The 14978-nt window shown below is 36.8% G+C and carries 14 protein-coding genes; 2 read left to right on the forward strand and 12 right to left on the reverse strand.

Annotation, left to right across the window (positions count from 1 at the left end; translation table 11 throughout):
- Positions 1-127 precede the first annotated feature (127 nt).
- The gene (locus tag NST93_RS06920; protein ID WP_405102523.1) at positions 128-808 is read right to left on the reverse strand and encodes a metal-dependent hydrolase; all 681 of its coding nucleotides are present in this window, start codon (positions 806-808) and stop codon (positions 128-130) included.
- Positions 809-981: 173 nt separating this feature from the next.
- Entirely contained in the window at positions 982-1656 is a 675-nt protein-coding gene (locus NST93_RS06925) for a PspA/IM30 family protein (RefSeq protein ID WP_405102525.1), read from the reverse strand.
- Positions 1657-1864: 208 nt separating this feature from the next.
- Here NST93_RS06925 and NST93_RS06930 point away from each other — a divergent pair, with 208 nt between their 5' ends.
- Entirely contained in the window at positions 1865-2962 is a 1098-nt protein-coding gene (locus tag NST93_RS06930) for a M24 family metallopeptidase (protein WP_405102527.1), read from the forward strand.
- Between the two features lie 47 nt (positions 2963-3009).
- Here NST93_RS06930 and ald read toward each other — a convergent pair whose 3' ends face one another.
- Both ald and NST93_RS06940 read right to left on the reverse strand, forming a co-directional pair.
- Positions 3010-4128 carry an alanine dehydrogenase gene (gene ald / locus NST93_RS06935; RefSeq protein WP_405102529.1) on the reverse strand — a complete coding sequence of 373 codons (1119 nt, stop codon included), beginning with the start codon at positions 4126-4128 and terminating at the stop codon, positions 3010-3012.
- A 180-nt stretch (positions 4129-4308) separates the two neighbouring features.
- Positions 4309-4467, reverse strand: a complete 159-nt coding sequence (locus NST93_RS06940; RefSeq protein WP_405102531.1) for a hypothetical protein — start codon at positions 4465-4467, stop codon at positions 4309-4311.
- A 124-nt stretch (positions 4468-4591) separates the two neighbouring features.
- Here NST93_RS06940 and NST93_RS06945 point away from each other — a divergent pair, with 124 nt between their 5' ends.
- Positions 4592-5020: a universal stress protein gene (locus NST93_RS06945; protein WP_405102533.1), complete on the forward strand. Its 429-nt coding sequence runs from the start codon at positions 4592-4594 to the stop codon at positions 5018-5020.
- A gap of 147 nt (positions 5021-5167) precedes the next feature.
- On the opposite strand, the gene NST93_RS06950 is transcribed toward NST93_RS06945, so the two are convergent.
- The 8 genes from NST93_RS06950 to NST93_RS06985 form a co-directional block, all read right to left on the reverse strand.
- A complete protein-coding gene (locus NST93_RS06950) occupies positions 5168-6451 on the reverse strand; it encodes a Gfo/Idh/MocA family oxidoreductase (protein WP_405102535.1) in 1284 nt (427 codons plus the stop codon).
- Positions 6452-6777: 326 nt separating this feature from the next.
- Positions 6778-7455: a rhamnogalacturonan acetylesterase gene (locus NST93_RS06955; RefSeq protein ID WP_405102536.1), complete on the reverse strand. Its 678-nt coding sequence runs from the start codon at positions 7453-7455 to the stop codon at positions 6778-6780.
- A 34-nt stretch (positions 7456-7489) separates the two neighbouring features.
- Positions 7490-8044 carry a hypothetical protein gene (locus tag NST93_RS06960; RefSeq protein WP_405102538.1) on the reverse strand — a complete coding sequence of 185 codons (555 nt, stop codon included), beginning with the start codon at positions 8042-8044 and terminating at the stop codon, positions 7490-7492.
- A gap of 14 nt (positions 8045-8058) precedes the next feature.
- Positions 8059-9168, reverse strand: coding sequence for a glycoside hydrolase family 105 protein (locus NST93_RS06965; RefSeq protein WP_405102540.1), 1110 nt, complete (start codon positions 9166-9168; stop codon positions 8059-8061).
- A 12-nt stretch (positions 9169-9180) separates the two neighbouring features.
- Positions 9181-10755 carry a glycoside hydrolase family 43 protein gene (locus tag NST93_RS06970; RefSeq protein WP_405102542.1) on the reverse strand — a complete coding sequence of 525 codons (1575 nt, stop codon included), beginning with the start codon at positions 10753-10755 and terminating at the stop codon, positions 9181-9183.
- Between the two features lie 40 nt (positions 10756-10795).
- Positions 10796-11671 carry a carbohydrate ABC transporter permease gene (locus NST93_RS06975; RefSeq protein ID WP_405102544.1) on the reverse strand — a complete coding sequence of 292 codons (876 nt, stop codon included), beginning with the start codon at positions 11669-11671 and terminating at the stop codon, positions 10796-10798.
- A gap of 32 nt (positions 11672-11703) precedes the next feature.
- Positions 11704-12663: an ABC transporter permease gene (locus NST93_RS06980; protein ID WP_405102546.1), complete on the reverse strand. Its 960-nt coding sequence runs from the start codon at positions 12661-12663 to the stop codon at positions 11704-11706.
- Between the two features lie 527 nt (positions 12664-13190).
- A complete protein-coding gene (locus tag NST93_RS06985) occupies positions 13191-14729 on the reverse strand; it encodes an extracellular solute-binding protein (RefSeq protein WP_405102547.1) in 1539 nt (512 codons plus the stop codon).
- Positions 14730-14978 lie beyond the last annotated feature (249 nt).

Consider the following 14978-nt stretch of genomic DNA (forward strand, 5'->3'; position numbering starts at 1 on the left):
TAGTTCTTTTGCACTACATTATACCAAGTCGTTCACTAAAACGATACTTAATTTTATGTAAACCCTATAAAGAAACGCAAGAGATCAGAAAGTCTGATTCCTTGCGTTTCTTTAATTCACATTTTATTTATAATTCAATTGTATCGCCGATTCCCATGACATGTCCTTTCCCCGTTTTGACCCTGCTTGCCCAAGCATGCGGGTCCTGCTCAATAACTGGGAATGTATTGTAGTGAACAGGAATACTAGTATTCGCACGGATCCAATCCGCGGCAATAAGTGCATCCTCTGGTCCCATTGTAAAATTGTCGCCGATTGGAATAAACGCTAATTCAATTTCATACATTTCGCCATACATTTTTAAATCTGTAAATAATGCTGTATCGCCTACATGATAAATCGTTTTACCATTAACGGTTAGCAGTATTCCCCCTGGCATTCCACAATAGATTGATGTTCCATCTTCCTCCGTATAAGCTGAACCATGAAATGCTTGTGTAAACTTAACTGTACCAAAAGCAAATTCATGGGAACCGCCTATATGCATTGGATGTGTGTTTAATCCCTTTTCACCTAAGTAAATAGCTAATTCATTAGGAGCAACTACTAAAGAATTATTACGCTTTGCAATTTCAAGTGTATCCCCTACATGATCATTATGTCCATGTGTAAGTAAAATAACATCCGCCTTGATTGTATTTGCATCGAGGTCACATGCTTCATTTCCAGATATAAATGGATCGATTAAAATTGTATGTTCATCTGTTTCTACTTTCACTACTGAATGTCCATGATACGATACTTTCATTCAAATCTCTCCTTCTCACAAAATATCTATCTATTCAAATTAAAACATAAATAAAATAGATGTGCAAAGAACAACATAGTAGTGCACAAACAGAAGTTATCCACAAACAGTATGTTTTATAGTCTGCTTTACAAAGTAAAAAGGAGCAGGTGAACTGCCCCTCTATCTTACTTTTATTCTTCACTTTTACCGAGTTTTTGCTTTAATGCGGCTAATTCATCATCTACATTATTTGTTATAAGATCTCTAAATTCATCATCTAATGTACGGCTTGCTTGCGAAATATCCTCAGATGTTTCTGCTTCAGCTTCAAAGCGCAATACTTTCTCTTCCATACGCTGGAATCCTTGACGGGAATCATCTCCATTGATGGATGACATCGTGCGGTTCATTTTTGTTCTTGCTTTTGCAGATTCTGCGCGGGCTTTTAATGAATCTTTTTTCATATTCATTTCCTGGTATTCACGTTTCATCTCATCTAACTTCGTACGCAATGATTCTACATCTGCTTTAGCCCGTTCCCATGATTCATTTAGTTGTGCAGCAGTTTCTTCATGGTCTTTTTTATCCTGAAGGGCACGGCGAGCTAAATCATCATTACCAGCTTCCACTGCTTTTTCAGCTTGCTCCTGTCTTTTTTCAACCATAGCTTGTGCATCATTTGCTTTGCGTTTTAACATTTTTTCATTCGCAATTTGCTTTGCAATTGCTGCTTCTGCATCACGAATATCCTCACCCATATCACGCAGAAATTGATCAAGCATTTTTACTGGATCTTCTGCTTTATCAAGCATCGCATTCAGTTCTGAGCTGACCACCGTTTTCATCCTCTTGAAAAATTGAAACATAAAATCTCCTCCTTGATATTTTATATACTATTTGATTACTTACCCAAACACTCGCCCTTCTTACACTTCACTTGGAAGAAAAATGATTTCTTCGTTCTCTATCTTATACGATTTAATTTTAATAAAGGTTTCAACAAAACTATAAAATGCTAATTTTTTTTTCTAATGCTATACTTAATTATAGTATATTTTAATGAGGTGAACATCAATGAACGCTCGATTAGAAAATTTATTAACAGAAATGAAGAAGAAGAACTTCGATAGTGCGCTGGTTACTTCTACGGCAAACTTTTACTATTTAAGCAATTATTATACAGAACCGCATGAGCGGGTAATTGCAGTTTATGTAAGTGAGAATATCAATCCAATTATTGTCATTCCTGCAATGGAAGTGGAAGATGCAAAGGATGCTGGCTGGAAGGATATAATAATCAGCTATCATGACCATGAAAATCCATGGCAGCTGCTAGGAAATTATTTAAAAGAAAACAATAAACTTCCGAAGACACTTGCAATTGAACATAATCATTTTACACTAGAGCGCTATCAGCTGCTAAAAGACAATTTCACAACTGTGGAAATTGTTGACCTGGAGAATACATTAGCCAATCTGCGGGTGATTAAAAGTAAAAAAGAATATACACTATTAAAACAAGCAGCTCAACTCGCTGATTTTGGAGTCGAAACTGGTGTAAAGGCGATTCAAGAAGGCATAACGGAGCTTGAAGTCATCGCAAAAATTGAATATGAGTTAAAGAAACAGGGAATTCAAGAAATGTCATTTACAACAATGTGCTTATCAGGCACGAAGACAGCTTCTCCGCATGGAACACCCGGAATGAAAAAAATCACTGCAGGAGATATCGTTTTATTCGATCTTGGAGTAATTTTTGAAGGATACTGTTCCGATATTACAAGAACTGTAGCATATAAGTCCATTTCTTCAGAACAAGAAAGAATTTATAATACCGTACTTGGTGCAAATCGAAAAGGAATTGAAGCTTCCGTTAGCGGTACACCTGTAAATAAAGTTGATTTGGCATCCCGCCAATACATCGAAAACGCTGGATTTGGCGAGTATTTCAACCATCGCATTGGTCACGGTCTTGGTATTGAAACACATGAATATCCTTCCATGAGCAGTGACAATGAATTGCCGCTGAAAGAAGGCATGTCCTTTACAATTGAGCCAGGAATCTACATACCAGGAACCGGTGGTGTGAGAATTGAGGACATGATTTTCATGACAAAAAATGGAGTAGAAATTCTTACTGCTTATCCAAAAGAACTGCAAATAATTGAATAGAAATAGAAACGCACTGGTGCAAAATACCAGTGCGTTTCTATTTTCAACTATTTATTCAATAAAACCTTTGCATCCTCATACACGTTGCCATGCGTTTCAGCAACTGCTTTATAGGTTACAAACCCATCTAATGTATTTATACCTTTTTGAATCGCTTCATTGTCCAATGAAGCTTGCTTGTAGCCTTTATTAGCGATTTGAAGTATATAAGGCAACGTAGCATTCGTCAATCCAATTGTTGACGTCTGCGGCACTGCACCAGGCATGTTTGCAACAGTATAATGCACAACCCCGTGCTTCACAAATGTCGGGTTATCATGTGTTGTAATTCGGTCACTTGTCTCAAAGTTTCCTCCCTGGTCAATTGCAACGTCAACCATTACAGAGCCAGGAGACATTTCTTTCACCATTTCTTCCGTAACTAATACAGGCGCTTTAGCTCCTGGAATCAGTACAGAACCAATGACCAAATCTGAATTGATAACAGACTCTCGAATATTATGCGGATTTGAAATCAATGTATTGATTGCATTTCCAAATATATCATCAAGCTGTCTTAAACGATCTGGGTTTAAATCGATAATTGTAACATTCGCACCTAGACCTACTGCAATCTTTGCAGCGTTGGTCCCTACAACGCCTCCGCCAATAATTGTCACCCTGCCTCTTGCAACTCCGGGAATTCCAGAAAGCAGAATACCTTTTCCTCCCTTAGGATGTTCAAGCAGCTGCGCTCCTACTTGTGTTACCATTCTTCCAGCAACTTCACTCATTGGCGTCAAAAGCGGTAATGAACGGTTAGGAAGCTGTACTGTTTCATATGCAAGTCCGACAACTTTCTGATCAATTAATGCTTGAGTTAATTCAGGTTCATTTGCTAAATGCAAATATGTAAACACAATTAAATCTTTACGGAAAAATTGGAACTCTTCTTCTTGTGGTTCTTTAACCTTAAGAACCATTTCTTGATCCCAGGCTTCCTTAGCTGTTTCAACAATCACTGCTCCAACTTCTTTGTATTGTTCATCTGAAAAGCTTGAACCGTGACCTGCACCAGTCTGAATAAAAATCTCATGGCCAGCCTGCGTCAACGAATAAACACCAGATGGTGCCATTGCTACACGGTTTTCGTTATTTAATATCTCTTTAGGAATACCTATTCTCATCGCCCAGTCCTCCCTGTATTAACTTATAGTCGTTGCAATAATAATTGTAGCAAAAAGCAGATGAAAAATCATTAAGTTTGGCGGACTTATATTTTTATTATTTTCTATCTTTTAAAAATTAACTAAAAAAAGGAAGCAGATAGCAAACAACTATGCTTTTCTGCCTCCCTATTTCAAATTTTATCTGCTTTTATTATTGAAATGATGGATGCCGCGGTTGTTCTCTAATTGATCTTCTACAACACCACTTTGATAACTTTCATTCAGCTGGTTCTTGATCACTTCATTTCCTTTTGGATCACTGAATAGTTTATTTTTCATTTTATTTTGTTTCTTCAATTGCTTCACCTCCTATTCCTAGTATGTCCCACTAAATGTAACAGTATTGTAATTAATTTTTGCCTTATCCTGATTGTAGCGTTTTCAAATAGGGTATATACTTAATATGAAAGGGGAGATAAACATGGATTATAAACATATTGTAGTTGCTGTAGATGGATCTGAAGCTGCTGAAAAAGCATTTAAAAAATCAGTTTCAATTGCAAAAAGAAATGATGCACGTTTAATCATTGCGCATGTTATCGATTCTCGCACCTTTGCAACCGCTGAGGCATATGACCGCACATTATCTGAACGTGCAGAAGAATATGCTAAAGAACTACTGGATACGTATATTGAAAGTGCCAGAAATGAAGGAATAACCGATTTAGTAAGATGTATTGAGTACGGCTCACCAAAAGTGAAAGTACCAAGAGATATTGCAGAGAACTTTGGTGCGGATCTGATTATTTGTGGTGCTACTGGTATGAATGCTGTAGAACGCTTCCTTATTGGCAGTGTTTCTGAAAGTATTACGAGACACGCAAAATGTGATGTATTAGTTACTCGCTAATTATAACCTTCTTTAACTGAAGATGAAGATATTGAAAATAAGTCCTATAGATTTACTCAATAGGACTTATTTTCAACGTATTATACGCTTAATATCTAAAGGATGTTGTAGCGCTTAGTCATACTTTTTTACATTATCTTCAAAACGTTAAAACCGGACTAAGTCATTAACTTTAACTGGTAAACCTGTTTTTAATGAACGGTTTCCTGCAATTCCTGTAAGTATGGATATTGCTCCATCGATATGTGATGCTGCTCTATTAAATTCATCTTCTTTCGGTGTGCCAAATAAATCATCCAGTAATAAAGGGTCACCGCCACCATGACCTCCTGCACTTTCAACTACTTCTACTTCATAGGGTTCACCAAACATTGGTAATATGCGAATTGACTTTTCCTTTAATTTACCTTCATCACTTTTTGAACCACCAGAGTTAATATAGGATTGTTCACGTACTTGTACCTCTATTCTCCCCTTACTGCCATTGAATGATACCATAAACCCTTCCCAAGGGAGATAAGCATTTAGGGAATAGTTTAAAATCGCTTTATTTTTATACGTGACCATGACACCCAGAGTATCCTCAATACTAATCCCATCCCCAAAGACGCTCTGGTCCCGTTGATATCCATCTTCTTTTTCAGCATCTAAATACATTGCCTTTAAATGGGCATTATCTTTTAATTGAATTGCAAATGGATCGTCTTTAGCGTTTTCATTACCATGTGCACGATGATAAAAATTTGATATGCCTCTCTTTTCAGCATTTTCCCTTCCGTAAAAACGTAAACCTCCTGCAGCATAAACAACTTCAGGTGTTGTTCCCAACCAGAAATTAACCAGATCAAAATGGTGGGTTGATTTGTGAACTAAAAGTCCACCACTATTTTGTTTATCTCGATGCCATCTTCTAAAATAATCTGCACCATGCTGGGTATCTAATGCCCATTCAAAATTCACAGAATATACTTCACCAATTACACCATCGCGAATTAGCTCCCGGATTTTTGTATTATGCGGCGCATATCTATAATTAAATGTCACGCGAACTTCTTTTCCTGTTCTCTTAATAGTATCAATAATTTCCTGGGTCTTATCTTCATCAACCGTCATCGGTTTTTCGGTTATGACATCACATCCGAGCTCTAATGCTTTAGTAATGTATACATGATGCGTTCTATCGATGGATGTAACAATTATTGTATCTGGTTTTTTTTCTTGAATCATTATCTCAAATTGGTCTGCCAAATAAGTAGCTATTTTGGGATGTTCATATTTCTCAGCCAATAATTTATTCGAATAGTCCATTCGAGTTTGATTTGTATCACAAAATGCTACTAATGCAGTTGTTTCTCTATATCGTTCAACCATTGCCCCATAAAAGAATTCTGCACGACCACCAGTACCTACTAAAGCATATTTTTTCTTCATGTGACATCTCCCATTTTTTTAGTTCTAATCATTTAATATTTCCTCGTATTTTTAATTAAGCATTCATAAAGGTAAAAATTTATCCTCTTTTCCCTGCACTATCTTTGTTCAATATAAAGCTTTTAAATTCGCAAATTACCTGATAAACGAACTTCACTTTGCCATATTTGCAAGCATTTTCATTAAACTGCTAAAAACTTTAATTTTCGGATGCCTGGGCTTTATTTAAATTTATTATGATTCCTACATAATAACAACGTTGTTACTTTCATAATAATCTAAATTTCTGTATAGAACAACTATTTTGATATTTTTTTGGATTTGCTTTATCTTATATACTCTGTAATTTCCAGGTTGAGTTGCCGAATCTCTTCAACAATAAGGCCTGCTATTTGATATGCTCCATATTCTGTAAAGTGCGTATTATCTTGTTCTCCATCTGGATAATACGCATATTCCCCGGGCTTAAGCCACATAAATAAATCTTTGGAAGCTTCCACCCCCAATTTTTCAAGCAACCTTGTACTCTCTTTTGTTATATCAAGTAATGGGACATTCAATTCTAATGCCAATTCACGCATTGCTGCAGGATAATCTCCATGTTTATCAATTACTTTTCCACTATCTGTAAAATTACGCCTTTGGACAGGAGTAATCAGAATTGGATGTGCTCTTTTTTCTAGAGCGGCCATAATAAACTTTTTTAAATTAGCTTTATAAGTTGTAAATGGTTCTGTATATCTTTCACTGTTTCTTTTTGAATCATTATGACCAAACTGAATAAACAAATAATCATTTTGCCCCATGCTGTTTTTTATTTTGTCCAGCCTTCCCTCTTCAATAAAAGTCTTTGAACTGCGACCAGAAGCTGCCTCGTTCCAAATCTTTACCCAATCTGTAAAATAGTGATGAAATACTTGTCCCCATCCCATTCTTGGTGCTCTGGAATCTGCATAATTTGACATGGTTGAATCCCCTGCAAGATAAAAATTCACTCGGTCCATTTTCCCCTCCATTTATCAGCAATTTGTGGAACAGCTAATAATCTATATCCGTCTTGGACAGCTCCGCCAACGCTTTAATTGATGAATCAGACTTCTCACTATAAATAGGAACGATTGCGACGATTGGTTCGTTGATGTCCATACCAAGCAACTTTAACATGAAAGAATCCTTTTCAATCGGAAGACCGTATATATTTTCCTCTCCCGACTTCGGATCGATTAGTTTGAATTTATCAGATACTTCCATTCCTTCCTCAATAGCTTCATCCAAAGGTTGTAACCCCTCTGCATCAAAAGTTGCTGGTGTAAGTAATTGCTCCTCCACAAAAATTATATCTCCATGGTGTGCTGCTATTTCTCCAATTAATCGTTCATAAATAGGTGAATAAAATTGCAAATCAATATTCTCCTTGTTAATATCTATTTCATTTTCCTGCACTAATTCCTCTAGCTCTGCACCTGTTTCACTTGTTAATGTTGAAAAGAATAGCCAGTTAACTGCATCTTCTTTACTGCTGCATCCATTCAAAAATAGTATTACTAATAAAATATTCAATGTTATTTTCAGGAGTTTTTTCTTTGTAATCATAATTTTTTTCCTATCTATTCTTTTTTTACATGCTGTTGCATCTGCACACTTGCTAAAATAAAGGCCCCAACACCATGTAAATCATTATTGCTCGTTTCCCTATTAATATAATAATCGTATTCGCCAATCGATGTTCCAATAGAAATACCAGTAAGTGTCAAATTATCTTTTTTGTCGATAATGACGTTATTTTTTATAATTCCTTCATATGCCTTCCTTGCTGCATCTAAATATTCCTCATTCACATATCCTTTTCTAACTGCCTTCGCCATCGCATAAACAAATAAACAGGAGCTTGAACTTTCCAGCCAGTTATCATTCAAATGTCCCTTATTAACAACCTGGTACCATAAACCAGTTTCTTCATCTTGATAGTCTCTTAAGTTTACAAACAAGTCACGGATAACCTGAATCAATATGTCATGTTTGTGATGGGATACGGGTAACAATTCAATAAAGTTCACGACTGTCATCGCATACCATCCCAGTGCACGCCCCCATATTTCTGGTGCATGGCCATTTTTCGCAGCCCATGACTGCTGTTTCTTCTCATCCCAGCCATGAAAATATAATCCTGTCATGTCGTCTTTTGTATACCTGCGCATAAGTTCTTCTTGATGCATGACCAGATCAGTTAATTCTGGTTCTTGAAACATTTGACCGAATGTAATCATAAATGGTCCCGCCATATATAGCCCATCAAGCCACATTTGATACGGGTAATTATCTTTATGCCAAAAACCGCCCTCACTCGTTTTGTTTAATGTATCTAACAGATTTCTAAGCTTTGTAGCTGCAGCTTTATAACGATTGTCATTTGTTTCTTCATATAAGGGAAGTAATAGTAATCCAGGTTGTATGGCATCCAGCTCACTGCGACGAAATATAAAGTTTCCTTCCTTATCAACTAGTTTATCAACATACTCTTTGACATAGTAATAGTATTCCTTCTCCTTCGTTTCCTTCCACACGTCAAGCAGTCCACATAAGAAAACCCCTTGATGATAATGCCATCTATTTTCGGGCGGCAGTTTATTTGGTTCATATTGTTCCATTAGGGTTTGACTAGCTGCTACTGCCCATTCTAGTGGAGATTTTCCATTGAAATGTAATTGATTCTCCATTTTCATCCTCCATTATATATTCTTAGATAATCCGGCATACTCAAACCAGTCGAAATCTGCCTTATTATTGCTCTGTTGCCCATTGCTGCTGCAATACATCCCGATATACGCACCTACGAAGCCACCTGCAACATCTGTACTTAAAATGATTCCGCTGACATCTGATGCAAGTGTCTTAAAGCTGTCATTTGATAATCCATAATAAAAACTGTAATCCTGTCCACTCGCTTCTACTTTTAAAAACAATTGCTCTGTTTCTAATTCAATCGCTTCGATAATCTCTTCTTTCCCATATGCTCGCTTCACAAGACGTATTACATGTTCTCCTTGATCACGCACATACTCCATTCGAAATTGAAAATCATTATTTTGAAGTAAAACAATCCCTGCAGAATCAAAATCCTGTACTGGTTTAAATTCCATTGCAGTTGTTACTGAAAAATTCGTATGCTGCTGTCTTCTTCCAATGAAGCTTGGATTATGCTGTTCTGTAATGACGTCTTCCTTCGCCCTTAAACGGAGATAACCAGGCCGCTCCGTCAGCGACCAAAAATCACCTCGTGGTGTTCTGAGAAAATTCCATTGCAGCCCAAGGTTTGGCGAATCAAAGTCATCTCTAGAAGGAGCACTTGCCCATTTCACCTCTTCCAAATTTGGAAAATTCATTACTTCCTCCACTATGCCTTTACCAGGGTTTATTACTGGCCAATCATGCTCCCAAGCCATTGGTACAAGGAATGTCTCTCTTCCTAAATTTCTATATCCCCCGCCATATGGACGGGAGCCTAAACATACCATCCACCATTCATTATTTTGTGTTTGTACAATATCTGCATGTCCTATATTAACGATCGGATAATCTCTGCCTAAGTGCCGGTGGGTTAATATCGGGTTTGTTTTTGCAGATTCATAAGGGCCTAGGACAGACTTACTCCTTGCAACAGTCACACTGTGCGTAAAACCTGTCCCGCCTTCTGCAATGATTAAATAATACCAGCCATTAATCTTAAACAAATGGGGAGCTTCCTGGGCGTGGGCATTCTTCAGCGCACCATCCCAAAGACTATATTTTTCACCAATTAATTGTTTTTCCTCAAGATCCAATTTTTGGAGATAAATTTCCATATGTTTCAAATGCTTCTGTCCTTCTGGAGGCTGTCGATTACCTGTATAGTAAACAGTTCCGTCATCATCAAAAAATAAAGAAGGATCAATACCAGGTGCATCTTCCAGCCAATTCGGATCAGACCACGGACCTGCTGGGTCTGTCGCAGTTACATAGAAGTTCTTCCTTCTCCCTTCCTGACTTACAACAAATGTTGTTATCATATAAAAAATACCATCATGGTGCCTCAATGTTGGTGCATAAATCCCTTTAGAAGGAGGTGTATTGTCAAGGTTTAATTGTGACGGGCGGTCCAGTACATGACCGATTTGCTTCCAATTCACTAAGTCCTTACTATGAAAGATTGGTACTCCAGGAAAATATTCGAACGTAGAAGTTACTAAATAATAATCATCTTCTACCCTGCAAATAGACGGGTCTGGATAAAACCCTGGAATGATTGGATTTCGAAATGTCTTCATTTTATTTCTCCCCCTACCATTTAGTGTGTACTAATCCCATTTAGCCTTTAACAGATCCCAATAATGCTCCTTTTGTAAAATATTTTTGAAGGAACGGATATACCAACAGTACCGGAACGGTTGCTACAACAATTGTTGCCATTTTAACCGTTACTTCTGGTGGTGGTACATCTGTAAATGCCGCTCCGTCGTAGTTAATGCCACTTGCTAAGACAACAATTTGGCGCAGCAATACTTGCACAGGCCACTTTGCTGCATCGCTTAAGTACAGGATAGCGTGCATATACGTATTCCAGTATGTTACAGCATAGAATAATGAAATCGTAGCAATAGCTGGTAATGACAGCGGAATAACAATTCGAAATAAAATACTAAAGTCATTCGCACCGTCAATTTTCGCTGATTCCTCCAACCCAGCTGGTAAATTCATAAAAAAGCTTCGCAAAATAATCATATTAAATGCATTAATAGAAACAGGAATAATTAAAGCCCATAATGAGTTTAGCAACCCTGTTTGTTCTACGACCAGGAAAGTAGGTATCATGCCTCCACTAAATAACATGGTGAATACAATTAGAAAATTGAAATATTTCCTGCCAGCGAGATCCCTTCTCGATAAACCATATGCTGTTAACGTCGACAAGAACATACTCCATAGAGTGCCTCCTACCGTCACCATAATCGAAACAAGCAATGCACGAAAAATCGTATCCGTTGAAAATATGTAACGGTAAGCATCCAGCGAAAACTCAGTAGGAAATAATAGAAAACTTTTTTCTGCTATTTCAGCACTTGTTGCAAATGAACTCCCTACTACATGTATAAACGGGAGAAACATAACTAGGGCTATTAATCCTAACAGTATATAATTGACAATGTCGAAAATTTTACTTCCAATTGAAACTCGATTGAGCATAATCCTTATTTCCCTCCATATCTAACATTCGTTTAATAAATACCTTCTTCTCCAAAACGTTTCGCTAATCGATTCGCAAAGACCACTAGTATAAGACCGACAATTCCTTTGAAAAAGCCTACCGCTGTACTGTAACTGAATTGGCCTTGCTGTAAACCAGCTACGTATACATATGTGTCAAATATCTCGCCGACAGAACGATTTGATGCATTTAACAATAGATAAACATGTTCAAAGCCCAGCTCCAATACGTCACCAATTTTAAGAATAAGCAGGATAATAATCACACTTCGAATAGCTGGCAATGTAATATGCCAAATCTGTCTGAATCGATTTGCACCATCCATTTTGGCTGCTTCATAAAGTTGTGGGTCGACTCCAGTAATTGCTGCCAGAAAAATAATTGTTCCCCAGCCAGCTTCTCGCCAAATTACTTGGAGAATGTACATTGGACGAAACCAATCTTCATTCATTAGAAAGTTAATCTTCTCAAAGCCTAAGTATTGTAAAAGTGAATTTACAATTCCACCATCAAGCGTTAGCATTACATAGCTTATGGAAACAATTACAACCCAGGACATAAAATGCGGAATGTAAATCAGCGTTTGTATTCCACGTTTATATAAAGAATGTCTAATTTCGTTCAACATTAAGGAGAGAACAATGGGAATAGGGAAAAATACTAAAATCTGTAATGCAAACAATATAAGTGTATTTCTAAATATCATCCAAAACTCTGCGCTGGTAAACAGCCGTTCAAAATGTTTAAACCAAACCCACTCACTCCCGCTGATACCTAAATATGGTTTATAGTCCTGAAAGGAGATAATTAAACCAGTCATTGGAAGATATTTATAAATAATAAAATATATCATACCCGGCAAAATCATTAAGTAGAGCAGTTTATTCTTCTTAATACTTCTAAATAATTCCTGTCTGCGTTTCTTTTTATCCAAACGCAATTGTTCTTTTTGACTGACAGTACTTTCCATTCTCAACTCCCTTTCCTTTTCAATTTTTAAAGATAATCTATGTTTTAACCTATTGTGTGATCATAATAGAACCATACTCTATCACGAATAATCATTATGTTACTACCCGTCCAAACAGGCAGTATCAAGATGGTTATTTGTTAGGAAACCATAGAAAATGATTATGAAAGAACAATTTTGTTATTGTAAAAAAGTAATTACTAATTAAAAACAGTTAATAAAACTGCTGCATCGTAATTAATCTCAAACTGCAGCCGGATAGCCGCTGTCCGAATATCTCCGCTTTCCCAGGCTGCTGAACTGCGCTGCCCTGGACAAGGTGATGTATACTTTGTGAGATAACTTGTTTACATCATCTGCCTTGTGCTGTCAAACTGAAAGAAATTCCCGTGTATTCGGACTGCAGATCTCCAGATCGATAGAAATCAATGAGGTGCGCCCGCAGTTAATTTCAACTGCATCAGAATATAATAGAACAGTATTTTATTAGAAAGCACCTTTGTTAATGATGATAAAAGTTCTCCTATTTAATTTTGCTCTGCATAGGAGGCATTAAATTCTTCAATAATCTTATCTCCGCCTTGAGATTTCCAATTTTCTAGTGCCTTGTCAAATCCCTTTTCATCAATCTGTCCAAGAATATATTGATAGGTTGCATCCGTCATAATTTGTAATAATCTAGCACCGTCTTGTACATTAGTATCCGAATCCAATGTTACTGTTGGATCATGTATGAGATAGTTTTCATTTTCCTTAAACAATTCCTCCGACTTCGCCTTAGGAGGATATTCGAAGTAACCTTCATATCTTCCATTCGTTTCTGGCTCACCTACTTCAATTGCCTGGTAAGGCTTAACCTCTCTATCAAATAAAGCCTGGTCTTCTACAGGAACAGCTCCTCCATCCTTAACTGTATAATGTTCTCCTTCACTGCCCCAATAGATGAGATTAGATACTTCTGGATCCATTAAGGCATCAAAAAACCCTAGAATTTTTAATAATTCATCTTCTGTTTCAATAGCACTTTTAGGGAACATAACTAAATTTCCATATCCAGGAATTGCCCATACTCCAAATTCCCCGTCGGGTCCCTCAACATAGTTATGAACCTCATATTCAACATCCGGATTGATAGCTTGAGCATCATGATTTAAAGAAACAACATCTCCCATGGAACCTACGTAAATTCCTGCAGTCCCATTTATAATGAATTCTTGTTGGTCGACTTTGCTTGTTACAGGAAAATCTTGATTAATATATCCGTTCTCATGCATTTCTTTGAAGAAATCCATTGTTTCCTTGTATTCAGGGAACATAAATTCCGGGAGTATCTCTCCATCTCGTTCCCCCCAGTTATTCGGGGTACCAAACCATGAAGAAACAGTTTTAAATGCACCATAAACTAAATCACTCCGATCTGTTACTCCAAATGTATCGTCTTTTCCATTCCCATCCGGATCATCTTCCGTGAATGCTCTTGCCATTTCCATAAATTCTTCCGTTGTTGTTGGCGCAGATAATCCCAAATTGTCCGCCCAGTCCTTTCGATAAATAATCCCTTGACGAGATAATGGTCTTCCCTGATAAATTGAATAAATTTTTCCATCCACCTTTGTATTGTCAAGTATTTCTTCTCTTAAATTGCTTAAATTCTTAAAGTCATCTAGATATGCTCCTACTTCCCAGAATTGTTCATCTCTAATAGCATCTTTATACTGCATAAATGTTGTTTGGTTTTTTATGAATACAGCTTCTGGAAGCGTGCTTGTTGCAAATGCTGTATTTAATCTGTCTTCATAGTTATTATCGGGCACCCATTGAATTTCAATCTCTGTATTTGTTTTCTCTTCTAATAATTCGATGATTGTATCCCCTGGAACTTCTGGTGTATGCAGATTTGCCATCATTGAAAATTGGAATGGGCTGTCATCATCTACCGCTCCGTCCCCATTTGCACTGACTGAATCCCCGTTTTCTGAAGCGCTTTCATTATTGCATGCAACTAATAATAAAAGCAGTAACAATGATGTACCTATGATTGCTGCTAACTTCTTTCTTATTTTCATTCATTTGACCTCCATTTCAATTTTATAAATGTAATACTATTCTAAATATATCGAGTTGTACATAATCACTTTCTCAGATACTTCAAAATGCGAATCAGTCCACAATAAATATGTATAATTATCAATGCTATAGAGAAACATGAATCGCTAAATAATCATCTTCTCTTTATTACTTTCTTTATATTTTGAAAACGTTGTTATTTTCCTTAGATTATGATAATTTTGTAATATAACTTACTTAAGTTACCT

This window comes from Oceanobacillus sp. FSL H7-0719 (genome assembly GCF_045040795.1).
GTDB lineage: Bacteria > Bacillota > Bacilli > Bacillales > Amphibacillaceae > Oceanobacillus.

Bases quoted from the DNA above. Each gene is read 5' to 3' on its own strand.
- NST93_RS06920 (WP_405102523.1), bottom strand. From the start codon at position 808: ATGAAAGTATCGTATCATGGACATTCAGTAGTGAAAGTAGAAACAGAT.
- NST93_RS06925 (WP_405102525.1), bottom strand. From the start codon at position 1,656: ATGTTTCAATTTTTCAAGAGGATGAAAACGGTGGTCAGCTCAGAACTG.
- NST93_RS06930 (WP_405102527.1), top strand. From the start codon at position 1,865: ATGAACGCTCGATTAGAAAATTTATTAACAGAAATGAAGAAGAAGAAC.
- ald (WP_405102529.1), bottom strand. From the start codon at position 4,128: ATGAGAATAGGTATTCCTAAAGAGATATTAAATAACGAAAACCGTGTA.
- NST93_RS06945 (WP_405102533.1), top strand. From the start codon at position 4,592: ATGGATTATAAACATATTGTAGTTGCTGTAGATGGATCTGAAGCTGCT.
- NST93_RS06950 (WP_405102535.1), bottom strand. From the start codon at position 6,451: ATGAAGAAAAAATATGCTTTAGTAGGTACTGGTGGTCGTGCAGAATTC.
- NST93_RS06955 (WP_405102536.1), bottom strand. From the start codon at position 7,455: ATGGACCGAGTGAATTTTTATCTTGCAGGGGATTCAACCATGTCAAAT.
- NST93_RS06960 (WP_405102538.1), bottom strand. From the start codon at position 8,044: ATGATTACAAAGAAAAAACTCCTGAAAATAACATTGAATATTTTATTA.
- NST93_RS06965 (WP_405102540.1), bottom strand. From the start codon at position 9,168: ATGGAGAATCAATTACATTTCAATGGAAAATCTCCACTAGAATGGGCA.
- NST93_RS06970 (WP_405102542.1), bottom strand. From the start codon at position 10,755: ATGAAGACATTTCGAAATCCAATCATTCCAGGGTTTTATCCAGACCCG.
- NST93_RS06975 (WP_405102544.1), bottom strand. From the start codon at position 11,671: ATGCTCAATCGAGTTTCAATTGGAAGTAAAATTTTCGACATTGTCAAT.
- NST93_RS06980 (WP_405102546.1), bottom strand. From the start codon at position 12,663: ATGGAAAGTACTGTCAGTCAAAAAGAACAATTGCGTTTGGATAAAAAG.
- NST93_RS06985 (WP_405102547.1), bottom strand. From the start codon at position 14,729: ATGAAAATAAGAAAGAAGTTAGCAGCAATCATAGGTACATCATTGTTA.